The following is a 24,267-nucleotide window of genomic DNA, read 5'->3' as shown; positions in this document are numbered from 1 at the left end:
CGACGGCCCAGTTTCGTTGCGGTTGAGCGAATACAACAGAGCCTTCGTCACCGTGGACGGGGGCTGCAGGGGTAAGGGGGTTTTCGTTGGCGACCGTACTCAAGATGCTGCTGGCGGAGCGGCATCTCAAAAGTCATCCGGATTTCCTGGCCGCGTACGACCGGTGCGCGGCGCAGCTCGACCCGCCCATTCCGCCGGGTCATGGGCCGGCGAAGGCGCAGTACTACCAGTGGTTGTCGGGTCGTATGGTCGGGCTTCCGCGCGACTATCACTGCCGGGTGCTGGAGAGAATGTTCCCGGGCTGGACGGTTGAAGGATTGTTTCAGATGGCCAACTCCACACCGGCCAACCCCCGATTGCAGGGGGCTGGTCCTTCCGGCACCGACATCCAGCTCGAGGCGTTTCTCGGGGCGGAGATGACCACCAGGGGAACCACTCTGGTGTACCCGAGACACGAGCTGACCAGGCCGTCCGTGGACACGCTGCAAGCGGCCGGGATTTCCTGGCCCTTCGGGAAGGAGACCGGTGTCGACCTCCCGTCCATGGTGACGGAGAACGATGTCCGCGGACTGCTGTATGTGTTCTCCTTGCTCCAGCGCCACACCGGCATCCGAGCCGACGTGCGCAGCGACCGCGACATGGTCGCCCGCTCCGACCGGCCGTACATCAGTTTCGGGCTGAGCGGCAACGGCTGTACTCGTCTGTATGTGGAGACTGTCGATCGTCCGCTGTTCACCATCCGTAACAGCGCCGCCGATGACGGCTCTCGTTCGGTGCACCTGCGGTTGAGCGACGGAAGCGAATACGACTCGAACGATGACCGCAACATCGGCGTCATCGCGCGGGTCCGGCCGAGCCCGGAGGTGCATCCGGACCGATATTGGATCTATTGCGGGGGTCTGGGTCCGCACGGCACCGCCGGAGCGGGTTGGTATCTCGCCACCTCATGGAATCCGCTCCAGCAGCGTGCTGGTGATCGGGAGTTCGTCGCGGTCATCGGCGTCGACGAGTACTCCGACCGGACGACCAGCTTGGAGCATCTGCTGATCGCATAGGCACGACGAAGGACACACCCGTGAAGTATCGGTCGACGATGGTTGCCGTGGCGCGGTTCCCGCTGGACCGCCCACGGCACCATGAGCTTCTGTTCTGGGTTGTTCCGGTGTGGGAACGCAAGCGCTTCAGTACCCGGCGGGCAACGCGGCGAACATATCTCGTGTCACGGCGACGGCATTGTCGGAACTACCACCTTTGACCAGCAGCGTGGCGAACGCCATGTCACCGCGGAACCCGACGAACCAGGAGTGCGACCCGCCGTCGACTTCGGCCTCGCCCGTCTTGCCGTACACCTCGCCCTGATCGGCGACCCGCTCGGCGGTGCCGCCGGTGACCACTTTGCGCATCATCAGGCGCAGCCCTTCGATCACGTCAGGGGCCAGCGCGGGGCGGTCGCCGTCGACCCGGGTTGGCCGCCCCGCGATCAGGTAGGGCACGGGCGCCGAGCCGTGCGCGATGGTCGCCGCCATGAGCGCCATACCGAACGGGCTGACCACCACCTTCCCCTGGCCGAGGCCGTCTTCGGTGCGCTGGACCAGATCGTCGGCGGACGGCACCGAACCGGATGTCGTCGGCAACCCGACCACCGAATAGCCAGGCCCGATCCCCAGTTTCGCGGCGGCGTCGTGCAGTGCGGGACCGGGCAGCTCACTGGCGAGTTTGGCGAACGACGTATTGCAGGACCGCTCGTATGCGGTCGCCATCGGCACGTTGCCGACCGTGAACAGGTTGTAGTTGGGGATGGTCCGCTCGCCGATGATGATCCGGCTCGGGCAGGGCAGCATCGTGTCGGGGGTCGCGACGCCGTTCGACATCGCCGCGGCCGCGGTGACCGTCTTGAACACCGAACCGGGCGGGTACTGCCCGATCGTCGCGATCGGACCGTCCCGGTCGGCGGCCTCGTTCTGCGCCACCGCCAGGATCGCGCCGGTGGACGGGCGCAGCACCACCATCATGGTCTGCTCGGTCCGCGCGTCCACGGCCTGCTGCGCGGCGTTCTGCACATTGCGGTCGACGCTGAGCGAGAACGACGGCGCTGGTTGTGATGGCACTTCGATGAGCAGGTCGGTGTCGGCGCCGTTGGCGTTCATGGTGACCACGCTCCAGCCCGCCTTGCCGTCCACCTCCGCGATCACCGTCTTGCGCACCTGGGCGAGCAGATCCGGCGCGAAATCGCGGTCGGTGGCGACCAGGTCCCACTGCTGGGTCAGCGTGACACCAGGCAGTCCGATGAGATCCGTGGTCACTTGGCCGGATTCGTTCTCGTTGAGCAGCGCTACGGTGTAGGCGCCGGTAGCGGCCTTCGCCGCGCCGAGGATCGAATGCGGAGTCAGCGATTTGTCGAAGCGGTTCAGCGCCGCGGCCAGGGTCGTGGCCACCGCCGCGGCATCGGGTGCTTGCGCCGCGGCGAAAGCGACCCGGGACACCTTGCCGGGCACCAGCACGTCGCTGCCGGACTGCTCGTTGACCCGCGCCCGCGGCGGCGGATTCGACCGCAACGCCATGGTCTGGGTGTCGCCGAGCCGGGGATGGATGTTGGCGGAGGTCCAGCGGACCATCCAGCGCCCGTTGCTGCGGCCCATCTGCAACTGGCCCGAGTAGTTCCACGTCCGGTTCTTGGGCAACCGCCACTCGTAGGTGTAGTCGACGGTCGCCGTGTCGCCGGTGACCCGTGCCGCGCCGGTGCGTGCGGTGAGCTGTTCGGCCTGCAGCTGGTGCCATGCCGAACGCAATGCGCCGCTTGCCTTCTCGGGCAGATTGGTCAGTTCGGCGGCCGCGTCCACCCGATGTTCGGCGAATGCCTTGACGAACGCGTCCGCGGCGGGCACCGGACCCTGCGCCTGGCTCGCGCAAGCGGCTGCGGCCACCGCGGTCACCGCGACGGCGAGCGAGAGGAGCATCCGAGTCGGCATCGGCACCGATGGTAGTGGCCACCGGCAGGCAAATGCCTGCGGCACTCCGGAATTCGCCACGGGTGCGTGCCGTCAGTCGACGAGGACGGTGGCGAAGGTCGCGATCTGCCGGAACCCGACCCGGCTGTAGGCGCGGCGAGCGATCCGGTTGTAGTCGTTCACATACAGGCTGGCGGTGCGGCCGGAGGCGACCACCGCGCTCGCGATCGCCGCGGTGCCCGCGGTACCGCGGCCCTTTCCCCGATGGTCGGGATGTACCCAGACCCCTTGGATCTGGCCGGTGCGCCGGGACAGCGAGCCCACCTCGGCCTTGAAGACGACTTCCCCGTCTTCGAAACGGGCCCAGGCACGACCGGATTCGATGAGGCTCTGGATGCGGCGGCGGTAGCCGCGCCCGCCGTCGCCCGCGCGGGGATCGACACCGACCTCCTCGATGAACATCGCGATCGCGGCCGAGAGGTAGCAATCGAGCTCGCCCGGACGCACCCTGCGGACCGCGGGGTCGGGAGTGGCCAGCGGCGGCTGGTAAAGCGCGAGCAGCGGCTGTTCGCCGCGCAGTTCTCGTTCCGGGCCCCAGTGCACGGCCAGCATCTCCCACAGCGGCAACGCCAGCTCCCTGCGGCCTACCACCGAGGAACAGATCCGCGGCCAACGGACCGCTCGGTCGGCGAACGCGCGCAGTGCGTCTCGGTCACCCAGCAGCGGCACCAGGTTCGCCCCGGAGAAGCACAGCGACTCCGCCGGACCACCCCTGCTCCACAGCTCGCCCTGGCCACAGGTGTCCAGACCGAATTCCTGTAGTCGGGCGGCGACCATGCACGAGGCCACCGGATCGGTATCCAGCACCCGCAGCACCTGCGCCAAATCCCGATTCGCGAGCTGCCGCGCAGGGGCGTATTTGGCCCGTCGCGCCGGCTCCAGCAGACTCCGCACGGTGACAGCCTGCCACGAACCGGCGCCATACGGTATGGCTATGCCGAAAGCGCAGGTCGGCGGGTTTCGCTCAGCCGACCGTGACGACCGGTTCGCCGTCGCCCGCGGCCTCGCCCATCTCCTCGGCGATGCGCATGGCCTCTTCGATGAGCGTTTCGACGATCTGCGCCTCCGGGACGGTCTTGATGACTTCACCCTTGACGAAGATCTGGCCCTTGCCGTTGCCGGAGGCCACACCCAGATCGGCTTCGCGTGCCTCGCCGGGCCCGTTCACGACGCAGCCCATGACGGCCACCCGCAGCGGTACCTCCATGCCCTCCAGACCGGCGGTCACCTCGTTGGCCAGGGTGTACACATCGACCTGCGCGCGCCCGCAGGACGGGCACGACACGATCTCCAGCTTGCGCGGCCGCAGGTTCAGCGATTGCAGGATCTGCCCGCCGACCTTGACTTCCTCGGCGGGTGGGGCCGACAGCGACACCCGGATCGTGTCGCCGATGCCCTCCGACAGGAGCGCGCCGAACGCGACCGCGGACTTGATGGTGCCCTGGAACGCCGGACCCGCCTCGGTGACACCCAGGTGCAGCGGGTAGTCGCACTGCGCGGCCAGCTGGCGGTAGGCCTCCACCATGATCACCGGATCGTTGTGCTTGACCGAGATCTTGATGTCGCCGAACCCGTACTCCTCGAACAGGCTCGCCTCCCACAACGCCGACTCGACCAGCGCCTCCGGCGTGGCCTTGCCGTACTTCTCCATCATCCGCTTGTCCAGCGAACCGGCGTTCACGCCGATGCGGATCGGGATACCGGCGGCGCCCGCGGCCTTCGCGACCTCCTTGACCCGGCCGTCGAACTCCTTGATGTTGCCCGGGTTGACGCGCACCGCGGCGCACCCGGCGTCGATCGCGGCGAAGATGTAGCGCGGCTGGAAATGGATGTCGGCGATCACCGGAATCTGGGATTTCCGCGCGATCGTGGCCAGCGCGTCCGCGTCCTCCTGACGCGGGCAGGCCACCCGCACGATGTCGCAGCCCGACGCGGTCAGCTCCGCGATCTGCTGCAAGGTGGCGTTCACATCGTGCGTCTTGGTCGTGGTCATGGACTGCACCGAGATCGGGTGATCACTGCCAACCCCGACATTGCCCACCATCAGCTGGCGGGTCTTGCGCCGGGGAGCGAGCACGGCCGCGGGAGCGGTCGGCATCCCCAATCCGATTGTGCTGGTCACCTTCGGCTGCCTACTTTCGTCGTGTCCGGCCCATTCGGTGCCGAGTCTAGCCTTGGCGCACCACGGCCACCCTGTGACAGCAGCGACAACGCTTCCCCGGCCGACCGCGAGAATACGTCGCCAACCGCACTCCCCGGCCGCCGCCCCCGGTCAGAACAGTGCTACGGCAAAGGTTCTGTCAAGCGGTGTCACATATCACCGAAATGGGGGTAGGCCCGATCGATGCCGCGCCTAGACCAAATGCCGGAGATATCGGTCCGGTTCAGCAAGAAAATCCCTGGTCAGCCGAACCGGCAGTGCGTCGTCGTAAGCAACCGACTCGATCGAGCCGTCATCGGCAATCTGATAAATCGTTGCTCCGGGCAACGCCAGCAAGATGGGCGAATGGGTCGCCACGACGATCTGGCACCGTTGAGCGACCAGTTCCGACAGTCGAGCGAGCACCGCCATGCAACCCCGGGGCGACAACGCGGCCTCGGGTTCGTCCAGCAGATACAGCCCATCCGGGTAGAAACGATGCCGCATCACGTCCACGAACGACTCGCCATGAGAGCGTTCGTGCGGCGAGACCCCGCCGAAGACCGCCAACTGCTGCGGACCGAGAATTTCCGTTGCGGTAGCCAAGTTGTAGAAAGACTCGGCGCGCAGAAAGAACCGGCTGCGTGGTTTCCTCAGGTCCCACTTCACAACAAGATGCTCGCCCAGCGAAGACTCACTCGAGCGAGTGGCGAAGTGGTAATTCTGGCTGCCGCCCTCGGCATTCATCCCGGCGGCGACCGCAATCGCCTCGACAAGGGTCGACTTCCCGCTACCGTTCTCACCTACCAGGAAGTTCACGCCGGGCGCCAACTCCAGTCCACCGGATCGATCGAGGTGCGTCACCACAGGCAGGCAGAACGGGTATTCGTCAGAACGAATGTCCGGCTCCAGACGTACCTCACGGATATATCGGCAAGCTCCGAATTCTCTGTGCACGGCTCATGGTCTCCGTTGCTCGCCGGTTTTCCGTCAGGCCCGCGTCCGGGTCCACCCGGGGTGACCGTCCGAGCCGATCATGGAAACAGCCTGATCGGATTGACGATGTCCGCGGCCAGGGTGAGCAGCATGTACGCGCCGCCGATCACGACGAACACGTAGGTCACCGGCAGCAGCTTCAAGTAGTTCACCGGCGCACCGGGGGCCAAGCCCTTCCAGCCGCGAACGGTGTTGCGGATCTTCTCGTAGATCACCACCGCGATGTGGCCGCCGTCCAGCGGCAGCAGCGGCAGCAGGTTGAAGACGCCGAGGAAGAAGTTCAGGCTGGCCAGCACCAGGATGAACATGTTCCAGTAGCCGCGTTCGGCGGTCTCGCCGCCGATTTTGCTGGCGCCGTACACGCTGACCGGGGTCTCCGGATCACGCTCGCCGCCGGTGACGGCGACCCACAGCGAGGACACCTTGGCGGGCATCTGGGCCAGCGAGTCCACTGTGCGCACGAACATGTCCCCGGTGAACGCGCCCGCGGCGGGAATCGCGGCCAGCACGTTGTACTGCACGGGTTCGTAGCGATCCGGTGCCACGCCGACGGCGCCGACCTCGCGTCCCGCGCCACCATCCTCGGGGTAGCGCATCACCCGCTCCGGGGTGACGGGAATGGTGACGGTCCGGCCGTCACGCTCGATGAGGTAGGTGAACGGGCCCGTCTGCTTCTGGGTTTCGGCCTGGAACTGCTTCCAGGTGTCCACTTTGACGCCGTTCACCTCCTTGACGATGTCACCACGCTGCAATCCGGCTCGCTGGGCGGGGCCGGTGCCGGTGCACGGCACGGTCGAACCATCCGGATTCTGCTGCGGCACGCAGCTCATCGAGCCCAGCGCCGTGGCGGGCGGCTCGGTCAGGTTCGGCAGCCCCCAGCCGACGGCGAGCACCACGATCAGGATGAAGCCGAGCACGAAGTTCATCGCGATGCCGCCGGACATGACCAGCAGCCGCTTCCAGGTGGCTTGGCGGTACATGGCGCGGTCGAGCTCCTCCGGGCGCAGCTCGTCCAGCGCCGTCATGCCCGCGATGTCACAGAAGCCGCCGAGCGGGAGCGCCTTCAGGCCGTATTCGGTTTCGCCGCGGCGGAACGAGAAGATGCGCGGCCCGAAGCCGATGAAATACCGCCGCACCTTCATTCCGGTCGCCTGGGCGGTCCACATGTGCCCACATTCGTGCAGCGCGATCGACAGCGTGATGCCGAGGGCGAACAGCACGAATCCCAACGCGAACACCATTTGCTCTACAGCCCTCCTGCGTTTGCGCAGCTCGAAATATCCCGCACGCACGCGTCCGCTCCTGGCCGCGAGCACTCTGACCACCCTAACCGGACACCGGCCGACCTGGTGTCTTCAGTGTGCCAGGACGTGGTCGCTCCGCGCGTCCGATCCGGCCGCCAGGTCAGCCGCGGACCCGTGCGGCGGCGAATTCCCTGGCCCAGGAGTCGGCGGCGAGGACCTCGTCGAGCGAGTCCGGCTCGGTGCGCCACTGATCGGCCGCCTCGACCGCGGCGGCCACCGTCCGCACGATCTGCGGGAAGCGGATGGCGCCATCCAGGAAAGCCTGCACCGCCACCTCGTTCGCGGCGTTGTAGACCGCGGTGACGCTGCCGCCCGCCTGCCCGGCCGCGCGGGCCAGCTCGACGGCCGGGAAGACCTCGTTGTCGACCGGCTCGAACGTCCAAGTGGACGCCGTACCGAAATCGCAGGCCGCGGCTGCGCCGGGCACCCGGTCCGGCCAGCCGAGGGCCAGCGCGATGGGCAGCTTCATGTCCGGCGGGCTGGCCTGGGCGAGCGTGGAGCCGTCGGTGAAGGTGACCATCGAGTGCACGATCGACTGCGGGTGCACGGTGACGTCGATGCGGTCGTAGGGAATCCCGAACAGCAGGTGTGTCTCGATCAGCTCGAGTCCCTTGTTCACCAGCGAGGCCGAGTTCAGCGTGTTCATCAGGCCCATCGACCAGGTGGGATGCGCCTTGGCCGCGGCGGGATCGACCGATTCGAGCATGTCCGCGGTCCAGCCCCGGAACGGGCCGCCGGACGCGGTCAGCACCAGCCGATCGACCTCTTCGGCGCGCCCGCCGCGCAGGCACTGTGCCAGCGCGGAATGCTCGGAGTCGACCGGGACGATCTGGCCGGGGGCGGCGGCGCGTGTCACCAGGGAACCGCCCGCTACCAGGGATTCCTTGTTCGCCAGGGCCAGGCGGGTGCCCGATTGGAGGGTGGCGAGGGTTGGTTCCAGTCCGAGCGAGCCGACCAGGGCGTTGAGCACGACGTCCGCCTCGGTGCGACGCACCAGCTCGGTCACCGACCCTGGACCGCCCAGGGGCAGGTCCAGCTGCCGCGCCGCGGACGGATCGGCGACGGCGACGTTGCGCGTGCCGGTGGCGGCCATCTGGGCGGCGAGCAGCTCGGTGTTGCCGCCGCGCGCGGCGAGTCCGACCACCTCGAAGCGGTCGGGATTGGCGGCGATCACCTCGAGCGCTTGGGTCCCGATGGATCCGGTGCTGCCCAGCAGCAGGACTCTGACGATGTCGGACACGACCTCATTCTGTCCTACCGCCGAAAACGCGTTCGACGGGCGCGGGCCGACTTACAACGACGCACCGTCGTATGTCACGATATGCGGCAGTAGCTCATCGAGTGCGTACCGGAAACCCGGTACAGGAAACAGCTAAGGAGCGATCGTGGCCGCCACGGAACTCGAACACGCCGACACCGAGCGCGGCATCGTCACTCGCGTGGATCCCGCCGAAGTTCCCTCCGCCGCCTGGGGTTGGAGCGGCGAGTCGCGGCGCACCTTCCGGATCGCGGGCTGGATCGTCGCGCTGATCCTGCTGGCCATGCTGATCGGCAACCACAGCGGCCAGGTCGAGAACATCTTCCTGGTCGGTTTCGCCGTCTCGATCGTGGGCATCCTGATTCGCGACTCGTGGTTGCAGCGCAAGCCGCGCTAATTCCGCGGTACGAAAAGTCTTCTCGCACAATTTCATTCGTCCGATAGCGACGGCCGTGTCCGGTACCGTGTGCGTCCGGGGTCCGCGTCCCGACCGGGTCGCCGACCCCGGTTTCCGTTCCCACGATGCTTAGGACGCAATGATCAAGACTTGTTCGGCCGCCCTGCTCTCGGCGAGCGCCATCGGCTCCCTGCTCCTGCTGCCCGCGGCGCCCGCCCACGCCCAGTCACCGGCATGCGGCGCGGCCATCGACGCGATCAACGCCGCCATCGACGAGTCGGGTGGCAATCTGGACCCCACCGTGCAGCAGTCCCTCGCCGCCAAGCTCTCCGCCATCGCCGCCGAAGGCGCCGAGAAGGACGCCATCGCCGCGTACGCCCGCGCCCTCACCGACGAGAACGTCACCAGCATGGATGCCGCGACCGACGAACTCAACCGGGTCTGCAAAGGCTGATCGACAGGCGGCGCGGACCGTCTTGTTCGCGCCGCCGATCAGGACGGGTTTCGTCCCGCACGAATCCGACGCACTCAGGACTTCGCCGAGAGCCCCCTGCGCCCCGGAGCGCACACTCGATCTGATCGTCTTCCGGCCCGGGCACGGCGGGCGAACGTGCCAGCAGCACGAGGGCATCACCACCGCGCAGCGGCAACAGGCAGCTCGAGCAGCGGCAACGTGCGACGGACAGGGGCGCGGTTGCCGAACTCGTCCGCCAGGGTCGGCACCCGGTCGGCTGCGCAAGCAACCGGCGCCGGCCCGCGGCGACTCGGCCAGCGGCGGGGCCCGCGAGCGGCGGCACGGTTCGGTCGCCGATCCCGCGTCGAATTCCGAGCGACTACCGGCGAGCCGGATCCCGACTACCGCCCGCGTCGCCGGGCGGGCTTCTTCGCCGGGTTCGGACGGCCGCCCCTGCGTTCGGCCGGAGACTTCTTCTGCGGCTCCGGGTTCTTCGCGCGGGCAGGTGCGCGCGAGCTGCGCTCGGACCGGCCGCGGACCACACCGATGAACTCCTCGACCAGGTCGGTGGTGCCGTCCGTGGGCCAGGCGAGGGCGATCTCCGTCTCGGGAACATCGACCAGCGTGCGGTAGACGAGGTCGCGGCGGTGGTGCAGGCGGGCGAGCGAATGCGGCACGATGGCCGCCCCACCCGCCGCGGCGACGAGTTCCAGCGCACCCGCGACCGTGTCGACGTCCGAGGTGTCCTGGAGATGTTCGTCGGCTAGATCCGCCATGCGCACCTCGTCGAACACCGAGATCGGATGTTCCTTCTGCACCACGGCGACCGGGACCTCCCGGTAGAGCGGGACGGCGCTCATACCCTCCCGGTCGATCGGCAGCCGGACAAAGCACATGTCGACCTGGCCCCCGCGCAGCGCCACCTCTTGGTCGGCCTGCGCCAGCGCGATGACCTCGAGCGGGGTCTCAGGGAACCGCTCGCCCCAAATCCTCGTCCACTTCGAGACGGTGACGCCGGGTACGAAGCCCACCCGAAGTACCGCACCCGCCTGAGGCTGCTCGTCAGCCGCGGACTCGGCACGCTCGATGATCGCCCGCGCCTGCTCGAGGAACTCCCGCCCGTCATCGCTCAGCTGGGTCGGCTGCGCGCCGGGCACGAAAAGCTTTGTCCCGAGCTCGTTTTCCAGATCGATGACGGTCCGGCTCAACTTCTGTCGCGAGATGCGCAGCGCCTTCGCGGCCCGCGCGAAGTGCAACTCCTCCGCGACCGCGACGAACCAGCGCAAACGCACGACATCGATCGACTCCAACCGGCTCACTCCTGGAAGCGTATGCCACCGTCCGATCGGGTCCGCCCGCGCCGCCGGATCGGCTACCTCGGGAAACCCAGCCCAGACGCGCGGGCCGTGGACGGAACTCGCTCGGCGGCGCCCGTTAAGCTGCATTGGTGAGTCCGGAAAAGAAATCGCAGACGATGAAGCCGTTGACGGCGGCGAACAAGCTCGGCATCTACCTTCCGGCTGCGCCCGAGGAGTTCCGCAGCGCGCCGATCTCCTTCGCCCAGCTCGAAGCGCTGCGCAACGATCCACCCGGATGGCTCACCGAACTGCGCCGCACCGGCCCGTTCCCTCGCGACGTACTGGCCCGCAAACTCGGCGTCTCCAACGCCGGTCTGGTCCGCGCCCAGGTCTCCGAGACCCTCACCGCCGAGGAAATCGGCGCCTTGCTCGCCGACCCGCCGGAATGGCTGCTTCGCGAACGTGCGAACTACGCCGCGGTCCGCGCGGAGAACGCACGCATCGAAGCGAAAGAAGCCGAGCGCCGCGCCGCCACCAACCGCCCGGCCAAGAACCGCGGCTAGCAGGCAGGCTCCGGCCGTGCGATGGGCGACACTCTAGCCGCCTCGACTACCGGCGCTGACCAGCGTGCAGTGTCCGTCGTCGCAGGACCGGCGCAGGCGGCCACGTGAGATCGTCTGGACGAGTCCGATAGCCCAGCAGGTCGGGCAGCCGCGTAGCGCGACCATTCCGACCGGCACCAGCAGCAAGCTCACGAACCCGGCCAGCGGATACAGTGCGAAAGCCGCTATCACCGCGCCGAATCCGGCCAGCCCGCGCAGTAGGTGGCGCGGCACGGACGCACTGGCGAAGCCGCGCTCGCCGGTCACGCCGCTTCCTCGCCCGGCTCGGATACGTCCCGCAGGCTGCGCTGGACCGCGGCCCTGGCCCGGTGCAGCCGCGACTTCATCGCCGCGGTACTCAGGCCGAGCAAATCGGCGACCATTCGTCCGCTGTAGCCCTGAACGTCGCGCATGATCAGCACCCGCCGCTGGTCGTCGGGCAGCGCCGCGATGGCGGCGGCCACCCGCTCGGTCTCCCAGGCGCGGATGGCTTGCTCCTCGGCGGATGACACGGCGCAGTCCAGCGGGGACTCGATCTGCCGAGTGCGCAGCCGCAACTGCCGCAGACATTCGTTGCGGACGATGCGGAACATCCACGACACCAGCGCGCCCGAGGCGCGTAAGGTGCCGATCTTGCGATACAGGACGATCAACGCCTCCTGCGCGGCGTCCTCGGCGTCCTCCGGGGTGGCACACAGCGAGTAGGCGAATCGGCGCACATGCGGATGCGAGCCGGACACCAGCGCGGCGATCGATCCGACGTCACCGTCGCGCGCCGAAGCGACCAAGTCCGCGTCCGGCCAGATCGTCTCAACCACGGGTCCGCCCCTTCCTGCGCAACACGGCGATACTGCAGGCACACACCAGTACAACACCCACGGCAACGGCGGCAATGATCACGACAACCTCCTGTCCCGTGCCAGCCGACGTGCTGACACGAACATGAGAGGCTCGGAATCGCGAAAGGATTCACTTCTCCCCCAGCCGATCGCATGACTGACGAAGCGGCCGCCTGGTTTCAGCGTTCTGGAAGGCGTGCTCTAATCTGGTTCTAGAGGATGATCTCTAAATCTGGGAGGTGGTCCTTCGATGGCCAGCGGACCAACACCGGCGTCCGGACGGACTCGCATGGGTAGACCAGCCGTGCATGACACGGACGGCTTGCTCGACGCGGCCGCCGAACTGGCCGCCGCATCCGGGCCGGGCAGTGTCACGATGACGGCGGTGGCGCGTCTCGCCGGTGCGCCGAGCGGCTCGGTCTACCATCGCTTCCCGAATCGCCCGGCCTTGCTGGCGGCGCTCTGGCTTCGCGCGCTCGATCGCTTCCACGAGGGATTCCTCCTCGCCATCGACGCCACCGACGCACATGCGGCCGCCGTGGCGGGCGCCCGGCACATCGTCGCGTGGTGCCGCGAGAATCCGCTCGATGCCGCCATCCTGCTGTACAGCTCCGCCGACTTCGAGGAACCCCAATGGCCGCAGGAGCAGCAACAGCGCTTGCAGCGCGCGAATCGCCGCGTCATGCGCGGCGTGCGCGATCTCACGCGGCGCCTCGGCCTCGACCACAGCCGAGGCCGCGAGCTCGTCACGATGGTGATGGTGGACCTGCCGTACTCGGTCGTACGCCGGCATATGCGGTCCGGTGCGCCCATTCCGCGGTACGCCGAGGACTTGGCCGCGGAAGCCGCCGGAATCGTGCTGCGCACTCACACCATCTGAACAGCCCCGTCCGCCCGCATCGTGCGCACGGCCCTCGAACACGAAAGAGCGCCTCACCCTCGATCCGGCACACCCGCTCTCCGGCGGAACCGTCCGCTGCGCAGCACCGTTCGGCATCTGAATCGCTCGGTCACGCCGGTCGATCGGCCTACTCCGGCAGCAGCCCGTGTTCCATCGCGAAGACCGCGGCCCCGGCGCGGGTGCGGCGACCGGTCTTGTCGTATATGTGCGCGAGATGGTGACCCACGGTGCGCTCGGACAGCACCAATTGCGCGGCGATTTGCCGGTTCGACAGTCCGCGCGCGGCCAGCCGTAGCACGTCGAGCTCGCGTTCGGTGAGGCCGCAGGGCAGGTCGGTGCGCGGCTTGCGCAATCCGGCCGCCTCCACCACCGCGGCGCATGCCTCCCGGTCGAGGGTTCCCGCCGAGGCGGCGTCCAAGAGTTCGCGGGCGGCTTCGTCGAGGGAGAAAGCGGGACGGTGCGGCCGCGGCTCGGTGAGCGCCGCGAAAACGTCGGCCGCGGCAAGGATCCGGGCCGACCTGGAGAGGTCACGCCCCCTTACACCCCGGTGATAGCCGCTGCCGTCGAGACGCTCGTGATGACCTGCGGCGAGATCCGCCAGATCGGCAAGTCCGGGGCAGCGTCTCAGTACCCGCTCGGTCCAGTACGTATGCAGCCGAACACGTTCCCAGTCGCCGGGCCCCAGCGGGCCGGGTCGATCCCATATCGCGCTGGACACCCCGGCGCGGCCGATATCGTGCACCAGTGCCGCGGCGCGCAACGCGTCCCGATCGCTGGGGTCCATCCCGCACAGTTCGGCCGCCCCGCCCGCGAGATCGGCGACATGCCCCGAATGCCCGAGCAGCCAGCGCCCTTTCAGGTCCACGACGATCGCGAGAGCCAGACACAGCTGGAGTCGTTCACCGGGCCGGATGCGCAGCGGCATACCGGGTTCCCCGTCGACCACGGCAGTGAGCATGTCCGGTACATCGAGGCAGTCCCACACGGCGTCCGCGTCGGCGGCGAACAGAGCCACCAGTTCGGGGTCGAGATGCCCGCCGGCGCGTCGGCGCAGCTCCGCCGCCGCGCCGTGGCGGCCCCGCTCGGCCGCGGCGAGCACCGCCTGCTCGGCGACGTGCACGATCCGCCCGGTCAGCGAAATCGCCTCACCCGCGAGCTGTTGCGGTGCACCGAGGCCATCCCAACGCTCCTTCACCTCGGTGAGCGCCACCACCGCCGCCTCGGGCAGCCCGAGACGGGGACCGAGGGCACGGCTGACTTCGCACACCGACCGGACTGCTGAAGCCGCTTGCTTCGGTGCTGTCGTGACGTACCGGTCGCGCAGCACTGTCCGGCTGTCGGGCGCCCACGAGCCGAACTGCGCCAGCTGCGCCGCGAAGATCGGCGTATCACCCGGATCCAGCACGTGGTAGGCCCGCTGGAAGGCGATGTCGTCGGCGAACGACGCCGCGTTTTCCGAGGCGCGGCTGGTGCAGCCCACCGCACCGAGCAGCGCAGCGTGAAAGACCGTCCGCCGGTCCGCCTCGTCCAGACCGATCTGTTCCGCGAGGGCGGTGGCTATCAGGCAGGTCGCCAAGCCCTTCTCGAACGGCGCCCCGGTCGCGAGGTCGGTCGTGAGCGACAGCGCGGCGAGAACCTCGGTGACCCGGATGGAGGCGGGCGGGATCGACACCCTCCCACGGTAGTTCGCCGCACGGCAGCGCGTCCCAATTCATCGAATGGATGCGCGCTCGGTCCTCCCAGGGATAGGTCGATCGACCGATGTGGCCGGACCGGTCGAGCGCCGACCATTGGCTGCATCGTCAATTGCACCAATCGAAGGAAATCCCATGTCCCGATCATCACCTCGGCGTGGCGTTCGACGCCGCGCCGCCGGCGCACTGATAGCTGCCGGTGTCACTGTGCTCAGCGGCACGGTGGGCGGCCTCGCGCTGCCGGCCGCCGGCGCTTCCAGCCACCGCGAGGCCCCATTGATCGCCGCCGATCCGGCGGTGGACAACACCGACGTCTACGCGTTCGTCAGCCCGGACAAGCCCGACACAGTGACGATCGTCGCCAACTGGTTCGGCCTGCAGGAGCCCGACGGCGGCCCGAACTTCTACCCGTGGGCCACCGAGGCCAACTACGACATCAACATCGACAACGACGGCAACGCGAAGCCGGACATCAGCTACCGCGTCACCTTCACGACCGACGATCGGCGCGGCGCGGGCACTTTCCTCTACAACAACGGCCCGGTCACCGGCCTGAACGACGAGAACCTGCTGTTCCGTCAGAACTACACCGTGTCGGTCAGCCACGGAGCGAACGATTGGCGCCCGATCGCGCACGGCCAGGCGGCTCCGTCGTACACCGGTCCGGCCTCGATGCCCGACTACGGCGAGTTGCGCAAGCAGGCAACCGAGAATCTGCCGGGCGGCGGCACCGTGTACGCCGGCGCCGCGGAGGACCCGTTCTTCCTCGACCTGCGGGTGTTCGACCTGCTCTACGGCGGTGACCTGTCCGAGGTCGGCACCGACACGCTCGCCGGGAAGAACGTCAACACCATTGTGCTGCAGGTGCCGATGCGCGAGCTCGCGCTGAAGAACGACCCGGCGCGCAATCCGGTGATCGGGGTGTGGAGTGACACCGAGCGCCGCACGCTGCAGCTCAGCCCCGGCGCCGCCACGCCGGTCGGTGCGTCGGTGCAGGTGTCGCGGCTCGGCAACCCGCTCGTGAACGAGGTGGTCGTCCCGGTCGGGCTGAAAGACGCGTTCAACGGACTCGAGCCGGTCGGCGACGCCGGGATTCCCCAGGTGGTCGAGCGGGTCACCGAACCCGAGCTACCGCGGCTGATCGAGTCGATCTACAAGGTGCCCGCACCCGCCACTCCGCGCAACGATCTGGTGGAGATCTTCCTCACCGGGATCGCGAAGAAGGCGCCGACCCTGGATGGCAGCGCGCCGCCCATCCAGGCCGACCTGAACTCGCAGATCCTCAACGCCGATGCCAATTCCGCGGCGTTCCGGCCGTCGGAGATGCTGCGGCTGAACATGTCGGTGCCGCTGACGGCTCAACCCAACCGGCTCGGCGTACTCGCCGGTGACCTGCAAGGATTCCCCAACGGCCGGCGATTGACCGACGACGTGGTCGATATCGCGCTGCAGGCCGTGGAAGGTGCGGCGCAGACCGGCAAGCTGGTCGACGCGCTTGCCACCGGAGACAAGGTCGACACCAACGACGCGTCGTTCTCCAGCAGCTTCCCCTATGTCGCGCTGCCGGCGAAGGGCACGACCGCGCCTGGGCAGTCGACGGGCGCAACCCGACCCGCCGCGGCGACGCAGGGCGACGACGGTATGCCATGGATGCCGCTCGCCGCTGGCGGTGCCAGTGCCGCGGCACTGATCGCAGGCGGCGGCTGGCTGCTGAGGCGACGCCGGGCGAGCCGGGCGACGGCACTCGACTCACCGAGCGCCTGATACGCGATCCGGGTGGCGGGATCGGACCAGATGCGATCCCGCCAGACGGGCACTCACCACCCTTCGTTCACTACGCACCACTCGAGGTCTCGACATGTCCGAAATACTTTCCCGTGTACGCCGCCAGCCCGTACTCGCGCTCCTCCTGATCGGGCTGATCGCCGTCATTGTGGGGGCGACCGCGGTATTGCCAGAGAAGTCATCGCCCACCGATCCGGTCCCCGCCGATCCGTTGGCCGCGCAGCTCGTGCAGATGCGGGAGCAACTGGATCGCTTGCCGGGCAATGCGACCGGCTGGGCCGCGCTGGGCGCCGCCTACGTCGAATTCGCCCGCATCACCGGAGATCCGGAGAACTACGGCCAGGCGCAGCGGGCGCTGGATCGATCGCTGGAGCTGAAGCCCGAGGAGAATGCCGAAGCGCTGATCGGGCTCGGCGCGCTGGCCAATGCCAGGCACGACTTCACCGCCGCTCGCGGTTACGCCGAACAAGCCCTCGCGCTGCGGCCGAACAGTGCCGACGTCTACGGCATCCTGATCGACGCACTGACCCAGCTCGGCGCGGCCGACGCCGCCACCGCGGCTGTGCAACGGATGCTCGACCTGCGTCCCGGTGTCCCGTCGTTCACCCGCGCCGCCTACGACCTCGAACTGCACGGCCGCACCGACGACGCCCGGGCGGCGCTGCAGATGGCTCTCGCCGCCGCCACCACCGCCGACCAGATCGCCTTCTGTCGCTACCACCTCGGCGAACTCGCGTTCAACACCGGCAACCTCGACGAGGCCGAAAACCACTACCGGGCAGGTCTTCTGGCGAACCCGGACAATGCCGCACTGTTGCAGGGCACCGCCGAAGTGCTCGCCGCTCGCGGCGATGTCGAACAGGCGATCACGCACTACACGGCGTTGACCACCCAGGCGCCGCTGCCGGAGTACCTGATCGAGTTCGGCGAGCTGCTCGACTCAGCGGGTCGACCCGATGCGGCGGCCGCCAAGTATCACGAGGTCGCCGACCAGTTCCGGCGGCTCGAGGAGCAGGGAGCCACCGAGTACCTGGACGCCGCCCTGCTCGCCGCGGACCACGGCGATCCCATGGAGGCGGCGCGGCTGGCGCGGCTGGAATTCGACCGCCGCCAGAGCATCCTCACCGCCGACGCGCTCGCCTGGGCACTGCACAAGGCCGGCCGCAACGATGAAGCGATCGTCTACGCCGACCGCGCAGCCGCCCTGGGCTGGCGCAGCGCGGCCCTCGCCTACCATCGCGGCATGATCCTCGCGGCGCTCGGCCGCACCGACGCGGCCGCCGCCGCGCTGACCGATGCGCTGCGGACCAACCCCTACTTCTCACCCCTGCACTCGCCCCGCGCCCAACGAGCCCTCGACTCACTCATCTCTCGATGACGCGGCGGAGCTCACCGCCGGTGCCGCCTCAGCCTTCGGCGGCGAGCTGCCCGCAGGCGGCGGCGATCTCCTGGCCGCGGGTGTCGCGAACGGTGCACGGGACGCCCTTGGCCTCCACGCGGCGGACGAATTCGCGCTCAACGGGTTTGGGGCTGGCGTCCCACTTGCTGCCCGGGGTGGGGTTGAGCGGGATGAGGTTGACGTGCACCCGGGAGCCGAGGGCCTTGTGCAGCTTTTCGCCGAGCATGTCGGCCCGCCATGGGTGATCGTTGATGTCACGGATCAGGGCGTATTCGACCGAGATGCGACGTCCGGTCTTGTCGGCGTAATACCTTGCGGCATCGAGGACTTCGGATACCGGCCAGCGATTGTTGACCGGGACCAGTGTGTCACGCAGCTCGTCGTCTGGGGTGTGCAGGGAGACAGCGAGGGTCACCGACAGGCCCTCGTCGGCGAGTTTGCGGATGGCGGGGGCCAAGCCGACTGTGGAGACGACCACATTGCGCTGGGAGATGCCCAAACCGTCCGGAGCCGGCGAGGTGATCCGGCGGACGGCGGCGACTACGCGTTTGTAGTTGGCCAGCGGCTCGCCCATGCCCATGAACACGATGTTCGACAGACGGCCTGGGCCGCCCGCCACCTCACCGTCCCGCAGCGCGGCGGCCGCGGCGCGCACCTGGTCGACGATCTCGGCGGTGGACAGGTTGCGGTTCAGGCCGCCCTGGCCGGTGGCGCAGAACGGGCAGGCCATACCGCAGCCCGCCTGGCTGGAGATGCAGAGGGTGTTGCGGTCCGGGTAGCGCATGAGCACGCTTTCCAGCAGGGTGCCATCGCCCGCGCGCCACAAGCTCTTGCGGGTGGTGCCCTCATCGCAGACCACATGCCGTACCTCGGTGAGCAGCGGCGGAAACAGCGCCTCGGCGATCTTCGCGCGCACCGGCGCGGGCAGATCGGTCATCAGCGCCGGATCCGCCTGCAACCGCGCGTAGTACTGCCGGGCGATCTGATCGGCGCGGAACTTCGGCAGTCCCAGCTCCTCGACGGCCGCGCGCCTGCCCTCGGCGTCGAGGTCGGCGAGATGGCGCGGCGGCATGCCGCGGCGCGGTGCATCGAAAACGAGGGGCAGGGAGACCGTCATAGTTGCTCCATTGTCCCATCCACGCGAACCTTCCCCACGTCGGCCCGACATGCCCGGTTCGTTGCCGGGAAATCCCGGCGGCGGTGATAGCGGTCCGCAATGATCGAGTTATGTCCAACCACCCTGACCACATGCCGGAGCCGGATCCGGACTTGGCGCACCCGCGCACCACGCAGCCGGGCCGCGCATCCGAGCCCCCGGCCACGACCGAGAAGCCGCTGTCCTCGCGTACCGGCTACGCCTGGACGGGGCTGGTCGTCGGCGTCCTCATCCTGGTCGTCTTGCTGATCTTCATCGTGCAAAACCTCGATGAGGTGCACGTGCATCTGTTCTTCTGGGAGTTCTCGCTTCCGCTCGGCGTCACGGTGCTGCTGTCGATGATCGGCGGCGCGCTGGTCATGGCGTCGGTCGGTGGCGTGCGCATTCTGCAGTTGCGCCGCCGAGCCAAGCAACACTGAACGCTCAGATCAAGGTGGACAGCACCAGCCAGGAAACGAACGCCGAAGGCAGCATGGAGTCCAGGCGGTCCATGATGCCGCCGTGGCCGGGCAGCAGGGTACCCATGTCCTTGATGCCGAGCTCCCGCTTGATCTGCGATTCGATGAGATCGCCGCAGGTGGCCACCAGCACCAAACCGACGCCGAGGACGACGCCGATCATCGAGTTGGCCTCCAGCAGCAGCGTCACCGTCAGCAGACCGCCGATCACGCTGAACACCAGCGAGCCGCAGAACCCTTCCCACGACTTCTTCGGGCTGATCGAGGGCACCATCGGGTGCTTGCCGAACAGGACGCCCGCCACATAGCCGCCGACATCGGAGCAGACCACCAGGATCATGAAGGTCAGCACCCGCAGGTTGCCGTCCGGCTCGAGCAGCAGCAGGGTCGCGAACGAAGCGAGCAGCGGGATCCACGCCAGCGTGAAGACCGTGATGGCGGTGTCCCGCAAGAAGTTTCGCGGCGCGCTGCGCAGACCGTGGTCGAACAACCGCCACACCATGCAGACCAGCGTGGTGGCGGCGAACGCCCCCGTGACACCGCTCGCGCCGTATGGCCAGCCGAGCCAGAACACCGCCTGGCCGCCGAGGATCAGCGGAACCCGAGGAACGAGCACGTCCGCTTCCCGCAGCCGCTTGGCGACCTCCCAGGTGGCCACGCCCACTCCGGCCGCCGCGACACCGATGAATACCTTCGGCACGAACAGCAGGATCGCGATCAGTGACAGGCCGAGGCCGAGGCCGACGCTCAGCGCGGCCGGCAGGTTACGGCCCGCCCGCGAACCGCTCGATGCCGGATCGGGATGGGCGGTCACCGCATCGCCCTCGGACGTGGCTAGGGGTTCGGGGGTGCCGGCATCGTTTGCGTGCACTTGCCTCGCATCGGCTCTACCGTTCACCGGCGGCTCCTCGGCCGCACCGGTCGCGGCGGCGTTCTCGGCCACGATTGTCCCGTCGCTCACTCGTCGTTCCGTTCATCCCCCGCCCGGGCGGGCGCTCCGCTGTGTCGCACCGGCGGCGTTCCGGCGCCCTTCGTGGTTACGCAAGCTACCGCCTCCGGGCCTGCCGCTCATGCCGCTGGTTCCCCTGGCGGCATTCCCCGTGCCTTCGGTTTCGCATGCCAACCGGACTACGCGCCGGTGCTCATGCCTGCGCCTCGCTGAGCTCCGGCACGAGCCAGTACCCGGCTGTGTCCATTGTTCGCTCGCTCATGCCGCCGGTCTGCGTCAGACCTCGAGCAGCTCGGCTTCCTTGTGCTTCACCAGTTCATCGACCTGCCCGACATACTTGGCGGTGGTCTTGTCGAGTTCCTTCTCGGCGCGGCCGACCTCGTCCTCGCCCGCCTCGCCATCTTTCTGGATGCGCGCCAGCTCGTCCATGGCCTTGCGGCGGACATTGCGGATGGCGACCTTGGCGTCCTCCCCCTTGCCCTTGGCCTGTTTGGCCAATTCGCGGCGGCGCTCCTCGGTCAGCTGCGGCACCGAGATCCGGATGATGTCACCGTTGTTGGTCGGATTGACACCGAGGTCCGAGTTGCGGATCGCGGTCTCGATCGGACCGAGCTGGTTCGCCTCGTAGGGCTTGATCACGACCATGCGCGGCTCCGGCACCGTGATGCTGGACATCTGGGTGATCGGGGTCGGCGCACCGTAGTAGTCGACGACGACCCGGGAGAACATGCCCGGATTCGCCCGACCGGTACGAATGGTTCCGAGATCGTCCTTCGCCACCGAGACGGCCTTTTCCATCTTCTCCTCGGCGTCGAAGAGCGCTTCTTCAATCACGACCGTTTCCTCCACAGCGTCGTCATGTCATGATCCGCGGTCCGCGGGGTATCAGGACCGAACCAATGTGCCGATCTTCTCACCGGCGACCGCGCGGGCGATATTGCCCTTGGTCAACAAATTGAACACCAGAATCGGCATCTGGTTGTCCATGCACAGGCTGAAGGCGGTCGCGTCGGCGACCTTGAGGTCGCGCTCGATGACCTCCTTGTGGGTGATCTCGGAATACATGGTCGCGGTCTCGTCGACCCGCGGGTCCGCGGTGAACACGCCGTCTACCGCCTTGGCCATCAGGACCACGTCCGCGCCGATCTCCAAGGCACGCTGCGCGGCGGTGGTGTCGGTGGAGAAGTACGGCATGCCCATGCCCGCACCGAAGATGACCACGCGCCCCTTCTCCAGGTGCCGCTTGGCGCGCAACGGGAGATAGGGCTCGGCGACCTGCCCCATGGTGATCGCGGTCTGCACCCGGGTGTCCACGCCCTGCTGCTGCAGAAAGTCTTGCAGCGCAAGGCTGTTCATCACCGTGCCGAGCATACCCATGTAGTCGGAGCGGGCGCGCTCCATGCCGCGCTCCTCGAGCTCGGCGCCGCGGAAGAAGTTCCCGCCGCCGATCACCACGGCGACCTGGACGCCCGTCGCGACCACCTCGGCGATCTGCTCGGCGACCGTCTGCACCACATCCGGGTCCAGCCCGACCTTGCCTCCGCCGAACATCTCACCGCCCAGTTTGAGCAGCACCCGGCGATATCCTGGGCGATCGGTCCCCGGGTCCGTCATGGGTCTCCAGTCTCCTTCGGCGGTGGATTGTCGTTGTTCCGGCGATCGGTGCGCGCGGCAGGCGCCTGTGACGTAGAACAAGGCGGAGCGGCACCTATCCTGCCTTATTCGGTTGGAGCGGCAGCAGAAGGCCCCCCGTCAACCGGTGTGTTCGCTCGGTCGACGGGGGGCCTGCACGCTGTGGGTGCGGCGATCAGTTCGCGCCGACCTCGAAGCGGGCGAAGCGGGTGACGGTGACACCGGCCTCGTCCAGCAGCGCCTTGACGGTCTTCTTGGAATCGGTGACCGACGGCTGCTCCAGCAGCACGACGTCCTTGAAGAAGCCGTTCACGCGGCCCTCGGTGATCTTCGGCAGCGCGGCTTCGGGCTTGCCCTCCTCGCGAGCGGTCTGCTCGGCGATGCGGCGCTCGTTCTCCACGATCTCGGCCGGAACCTCGTCGCGGGTCACGTACTTGGCCTTGAGCGCGGCGACCTGCATGGCGGCGGCGCGAGCGGCCTCGGCCGCGGCGTCGCCCTCACCGGTGTACTCGACCAGCACGCCGACGGCGGGCGGCAGGTCCGAGGCACGCTTGTGCAGGTAGGTGGCGACCGGGCCGTCCAGCGAGATCACCCGGCGCAGCTCCAGCTTCTCGCCGATCTTCGCGGCGAGGGCCTGCACGGCCTCGTCGACGGTCTTGCCGCCCAGGTCCAGGGCCTTGAGCGTCTCCAGGTCGGCGGGCTTTGCGGCCGCCGCCGCGGCGACGACCTGCTCGGCCAGCTGCTGGAACTCCGCGTTCTTCGCGACGAAGTCGGTCTCGGAGTTGATCTCGACCATGACGCCTTCCTTGGCGGCGACGAGGCCTTCGGCGGTGGTCCGCTCGGCACGCTTGCCGACGTCCTTGGCGCCCTTGATGCGCAGCAGCTCGACGGCCTTGTCGAAGTCACCGTCGGTCTCGGCCAGCGCGTTCTTGCAGTCCATCATGCCGGAGCCGGTCAGCTCCCGGAGCCGCTTCACATCGGCAGCGGTGTAGTTCGCCATTCTCGGCGAGCCTCCTTTGAGAAGTGTGAGTTTCTGACAGCGGCGATCACGATGGCACTCGCTCGTGATCGCCGCCGAAACAGCTGGTTACGAGTCTCAGGCCTCGGCCGAGGTCTCGGCAGCCTCAGCGCCGGGTGCGGCCTGCGCGAGCAGCTCCTGCTCCCACTCGGCCAGCGGCTCGCCAGCGCCCGCCTCGGGCTTCTCGTCGCCCGCGGACAGACCGGCACGCGCCTGCACGCCCTCGGCCACCGCGGAGGCGACGACCTTGGTGAGCAGGGCGGCGGAGCGGATCGCGTCGTCGTTGCCCGGGATCGGGTAATCGACCAGGTCGGGGTCGCAGTTCGTGTCCAGGATCGCGATGACCGGGATGTTGAGCTTGCGCGCCTCGCCGACGGCGATGTGCTCCTTGTTGGTGTCGACGACCCAGATGGCCGAGGGCACCTTCTGCATGTCGCGGATACCGCCGAGGGTGCGCTCCAGCTTGTTCATCTCACGCGTCAGCATGAGGATTTCCTTCTTGGTGCGACCCTCGAAGCCACCGGTCTGCTCCATGGCCTCGAGCTCCTTGAGGCGCTGCAGACGCTTGTGCACGGTGGAGAAGTTGGTGAGCATGCCGCCCAGCCAGCGCTGGTTGACGTAGGGCATCCCGACGCGAGTCGCCTCGGCCGCGATCGACTCCTGGGCCTGCTTCTTGGTACCGACGAAGAGGACGGTGCCACCGTGGGCGACGGTCTCCTTGACGAACTCGTAGGCCTTGTCGATGTAGGTCAGCGTCTGCTGCAGGTCGATGATGTAGATGCCGTTGCGGTCGGTGAAGATGAACCGCTTCATCTTCGGGTTCCAGCGCCGTGTCTGGTGCCCGAAGTGCGCGCCGCTGTCGAGCAGCTGCTTCATGGTTACGACAGCCATAGCTCTCGTATCTCTCTTTCATTTGCCGGTTGACGCAGCGAATCGGCGATCCGCTGCCCTGGCGCCGCCGAATCGTCGGACCCGACCG

Annotated in this window: 24 protein-coding genes; 8 read left to right on the top strand and 16 right to left on the bottom strand. The window is 68.1% G+C overall.

Going from position 1 to position 24,267, the window contains the following annotated elements:
* Positions 1 to 86 precede the first annotated feature (86 nt).
* Positions 87 to 1,055 (top strand): hypothetical protein, encoded by a 969-nt coding sequence (locus tag ACWPXK_RS12060; RefSeq protein ID WP_454196133.1) that lies wholly within the window; start codon positions 87 to 89, stop codon positions 1,053 to 1,055.
* A 126-nt stretch (positions 1,056 to 1,181) separates the two neighbouring features.
* On the opposite strand, the gene ACWPXK_RS12055 is transcribed toward ACWPXK_RS12060, so the two are convergent.
* The 6 genes from ACWPXK_RS12055 to dxr form a co-directional block, all read right to left on the bottom strand.
* The gene (locus ACWPXK_RS12055; protein WP_454196132.1) at positions 1,182 to 2,969 is read right to left on the bottom strand and encodes a penicillin-binding transpeptidase domain-containing protein; all 1,788 of its coding nucleotides are present in this window, start codon (positions 2,967 to 2,969) and stop codon (positions 1,182 to 1,184) included.
* A 72-nt stretch (positions 2,970 to 3,041) separates the two neighbouring features.
* Positions 3,042 to 3,902, bottom strand: coding sequence for a GNAT family N-acetyltransferase (locus ACWPXK_RS12050; protein ID WP_454196131.1), 861 nt, complete (start codon positions 3,900 to 3,902; stop codon positions 3,042 to 3,044).
* Positions 3,903 to 3,972: 70 nt separating this feature from the next.
* Positions 3,973 to 5,130, bottom strand: a complete 1,158-nt coding sequence (gene ispG / locus ACWPXK_RS12045) for a flavodoxin-dependent (E)-4-hydroxy-3-methylbut-2-enyl-diphosphate synthase (protein WP_454196130.1) — start codon at positions 5,128 to 5,130, stop codon at positions 3,973 to 3,975.
* 231 nt (positions 5,131 to 5,361) lie between these two features.
* Positions 5,362 to 6,105, bottom strand: a complete 744-nt coding sequence (locus tag ACWPXK_RS12040; protein WP_454196129.1) for an AAA family ATPase — start codon at positions 6,103 to 6,105, stop codon at positions 5,362 to 5,364.
* A gap of 77 nt (positions 6,106 to 6,182) precedes the next feature.
* Positions 6,183 to 7,385 (bottom strand): M50 family metallopeptidase, encoded by a 1,203-nt coding sequence (locus ACWPXK_RS12035; RefSeq protein WP_454196432.1) that lies wholly within the window; start codon positions 7,383 to 7,385, stop codon positions 6,183 to 6,185.
* 163 nt (positions 7,386 to 7,548) lie between these two features.
* Positions 7,549 to 8,688, bottom strand: a complete 1,140-nt coding sequence (gene dxr / locus ACWPXK_RS12030; RefSeq protein WP_454196128.1) for a 1-deoxy-D-xylulose-5-phosphate reductoisomerase — start codon at positions 8,686 to 8,688, stop codon at positions 7,549 to 7,551.
* A gap of 145 nt (positions 8,689 to 8,833) precedes the next feature.
* Here dxr and ACWPXK_RS12025 point away from each other — a divergent pair, with 145 nt between their 5' ends.
* The gene (locus ACWPXK_RS12025) at positions 8,834 to 9,103 is read left to right on the top strand and encodes a DUF2631 domain-containing protein (RefSeq protein ID WP_454196127.1); all 270 of its coding nucleotides are present in this window, start codon (positions 8,834 to 8,836) and stop codon (positions 9,101 to 9,103) included.
* 139 nt (positions 9,104 to 9,242) lie between these two features.
* Entirely contained in the window at positions 9,243 to 9,557 is a 315-nt protein-coding gene (locus ACWPXK_RS12020; RefSeq protein WP_454196126.1) for a hypothetical protein, read from the top strand.
* A 401-nt stretch (positions 9,558 to 9,958) separates the two neighbouring features.
* Here ACWPXK_RS12020 and ACWPXK_RS12015 read toward each other — a convergent pair whose 3' ends face one another.
* Positions 9,959 to 10,876 (bottom strand): LysR family transcriptional regulator, encoded by a 918-nt coding sequence (locus ACWPXK_RS12015; RefSeq protein WP_454196125.1) that lies wholly within the window; start codon positions 10,874 to 10,876, stop codon positions 9,959 to 9,961.
* Positions 10,877 to 11,004: 128 nt separating this feature from the next.
* On the opposite strand from ACWPXK_RS12015, the gene ACWPXK_RS12010 reads away from it, so the two are divergent.
* Positions 11,005 to 11,418, top strand: a complete 414-nt coding sequence (locus ACWPXK_RS12010; RefSeq protein WP_454196124.1) for a DUF5997 family protein — start codon at positions 11,005 to 11,007, stop codon at positions 11,416 to 11,418.
* Positions 11,419 to 11,451: 33 nt separating this feature from the next.
* On the opposite strand, the gene ACWPXK_RS12005 is transcribed toward ACWPXK_RS12010, so the two are convergent.
* A complete protein-coding gene (locus tag ACWPXK_RS12005; RefSeq protein WP_454196123.1) occupies positions 11,452 to 11,724 on the bottom strand; it encodes a hypothetical protein in 273 nt (90 codons plus the stop codon).
* A complete protein-coding gene (locus ACWPXK_RS12000; protein WP_454196122.1) occupies positions 11,721 to 12,275 on the bottom strand; it encodes an RNA polymerase sigma factor in 555 nt (184 codons plus the stop codon). Before ACWPXK_RS12000 ends, ACWPXK_RS12005 begins: the two co-directional genes overlap by 4 nt.
* A 310-nt stretch (positions 12,276 to 12,585) precedes the next feature.
* Between ACWPXK_RS12000 and ACWPXK_RS11995 the strand changes: the two genes are divergently transcribed.
* A complete protein-coding gene (locus tag ACWPXK_RS11995; RefSeq protein ID WP_454196121.1) occupies positions 12,586 to 13,176 on the top strand; it encodes a TetR family transcriptional regulator in 591 nt (196 codons plus the stop codon).
* A gap of 148 nt (positions 13,177 to 13,324) precedes the next feature.
* Here the strand turns inward: ACWPXK_RS11995 and ACWPXK_RS11990 are convergent, their stop codons facing one another.
* Positions 13,325 to 14,869 (bottom strand): HD domain-containing phosphohydrolase, encoded by a 1,545-nt coding sequence (locus ACWPXK_RS11990; RefSeq protein WP_454196120.1) that lies wholly within the window; start codon positions 14,867 to 14,869, stop codon positions 13,325 to 13,327.
* A gap of 157 nt (positions 14,870 to 15,026) precedes the next feature.
* On the opposite strand from ACWPXK_RS11990, the gene ACWPXK_RS11985 reads away from it, so the two are divergent.
* The gene (locus ACWPXK_RS11985) at positions 15,027 to 16,655 is read left to right on the top strand and encodes a DUF4331 domain-containing protein (RefSeq protein ID WP_454196119.1); all 1,629 of its coding nucleotides are present in this window, start codon (positions 15,027 to 15,029) and stop codon (positions 16,653 to 16,655) included.
* Between the two features lie 94 nt (positions 16,656 to 16,749).
* Positions 16,750 to 18,054 (top strand): tetratricopeptide repeat protein, encoded by a 1,305-nt coding sequence (locus ACWPXK_RS11980; RefSeq protein ID WP_454196118.1) that lies wholly within the window; start codon positions 16,750 to 16,752, stop codon positions 18,052 to 18,054.
* 28 nt (positions 18,055 to 18,082) lie between these two features.
* Here the strand turns inward: ACWPXK_RS11980 and rlmN are convergent, their stop codons facing one another.
* A complete protein-coding gene (gene rlmN / locus ACWPXK_RS11975; protein WP_454196117.1) occupies positions 18,083 to 19,192 on the bottom strand; it encodes a 23S rRNA (adenine(2503)-C(2))-methyltransferase RlmN in 1,110 nt (369 codons plus the stop codon).
* 110 nt (positions 19,193 to 19,302) lie between these two features.
* On the opposite strand from rlmN, the gene ACWPXK_RS11970 reads away from it, so the two are divergent.
* The gene (locus ACWPXK_RS11970; protein WP_454196116.1) at positions 19,303 to 19,650 is read left to right on the top strand and encodes a LapA family protein; all 348 of its coding nucleotides are present in this window, start codon (positions 19,303 to 19,305) and stop codon (positions 19,648 to 19,650) included.
* A gap of 4 nt (positions 19,651 to 19,654) precedes the next feature.
* Here ACWPXK_RS11970 and ACWPXK_RS11965 read toward each other — a convergent pair whose 3' ends face one another.
* The 5 genes from ACWPXK_RS11965 to rpsB form a co-directional block, all read right to left on the bottom strand.
* The gene (locus ACWPXK_RS11965; protein ID WP_454196431.1) at positions 19,655 to 20,503 is read right to left on the bottom strand and encodes a phosphatidate cytidylyltransferase; all 849 of its coding nucleotides are present in this window, start codon (positions 20,501 to 20,503) and stop codon (positions 19,655 to 19,657) included.
* Positions 20,504 to 20,914: 411 nt separating this feature from the next.
* Complete coding sequence (gene frr, locus ACWPXK_RS11960) at positions 20,915 to 21,472, bottom strand: ribosome recycling factor (RefSeq protein WP_067472498.1); 558 nt, start codon at positions 21,470 to 21,472, stop codon at positions 20,915 to 20,917.
* 51 nt (positions 21,473 to 21,523) lie between these two features.
* Positions 21,524 to 22,252, bottom strand: a complete 729-nt coding sequence (pyrH, locus tag ACWPXK_RS11955; protein ID WP_040780648.1) for a UMP kinase — start codon at positions 22,250 to 22,252, stop codon at positions 21,524 to 21,526.
* A gap of 193 nt (positions 22,253 to 22,445) precedes the next feature.
* Positions 22,446 to 23,270 carry a translation elongation factor Ts gene (gene tsf / locus ACWPXK_RS11950; RefSeq protein ID WP_454196115.1) on the bottom strand — a complete coding sequence of 275 codons (825 nt, stop codon included), beginning with the start codon at positions 23,268 to 23,270 and terminating at the stop codon, positions 22,446 to 22,448.
* A 96-nt stretch (positions 23,271 to 23,366) separates the two neighbouring features.
* Complete coding sequence (gene rpsB / locus ACWPXK_RS11945) at positions 23,367 to 24,179, bottom strand: 30S ribosomal protein S2 (protein WP_454196114.1); 813 nt, start codon at positions 24,177 to 24,179, stop codon at positions 23,367 to 23,369.
* Positions 24,180 to 24,267 lie beyond the last annotated feature (88 nt).

Source organism: Nocardia sp. Marseille-Q1738, assembly GCF_965283145.1.
Note: the sequence above shows the minus strand (reverse complement) of the source record. Positions and strands in the feature narration are given on the sequence as shown.

Excerpts from the sequence above, each read along its gene's own strand:
- ACWPXK_RS11970 (WP_454196116.1), top strand. The coding sequence starts at position 19,303 with ATGTCCAACCACCCTGACCACATGCCGGAGCCGGATCCGGACTTGGCG.
- ACWPXK_RS12055 (WP_454196132.1), bottom strand. The coding sequence starts at position 2,969 with ATGCCGACTCGGATGCTCCTCTCGCTCGCCGTCGCGGTGACCGCGGTG.
- pyrH (WP_040780648.1), bottom strand. The coding sequence starts at position 22,252 with ATGACGGACCCGGGGACCGATCGCCCAGGATATCGCCGGGTGCTGCTC.
- ACWPXK_RS11980 (WP_454196118.1), top strand. The coding sequence starts at position 16,750 with ATGTCCGAAATACTTTCCCGTGTACGCCGCCAGCCCGTACTCGCGCTC.
- ACWPXK_RS12020 (WP_454196126.1), top strand. The coding sequence starts at position 9,243 with ATGATCAAGACTTGTTCGGCCGCCCTGCTCTCGGCGAGCGCCATCGGC.
- rpsB (WP_454196114.1), bottom strand. The coding sequence starts at position 24,179 with ATGGCTGTCGTAACCATGAAGCAGCTGCTCGACAGCGGCGCGCACTTC.
- ACWPXK_RS11985 (WP_454196119.1), top strand. The coding sequence starts at position 15,027 with ATGTCCCGATCATCACCTCGGCGTGGCGTTCGACGCCGCGCCGCCGGC.
- tsf (WP_454196115.1), bottom strand. The coding sequence starts at position 23,270 with ATGGCGAACTACACCGCTGCCGATGTGAAGCGGCTCCGGGAGCTGACC.
- ACWPXK_RS12035 (WP_454196432.1), bottom strand. The coding sequence starts at position 7,385 with ATGGTGTTCGCGTTGGGATTCGTGCTGTTCGCCCTCGGCATCACGCTG.
- rlmN (WP_454196117.1), bottom strand. The coding sequence starts at position 19,192 with ATGACGGTCTCCCTGCCCCTCGTTTTCGATGCACCGCGCCGCGGCATG.
- ACWPXK_RS11995 (WP_454196121.1), top strand. The coding sequence starts at position 12,586 with ATGGGTAGACCAGCCGTGCATGACACGGACGGCTTGCTCGACGCGGCC.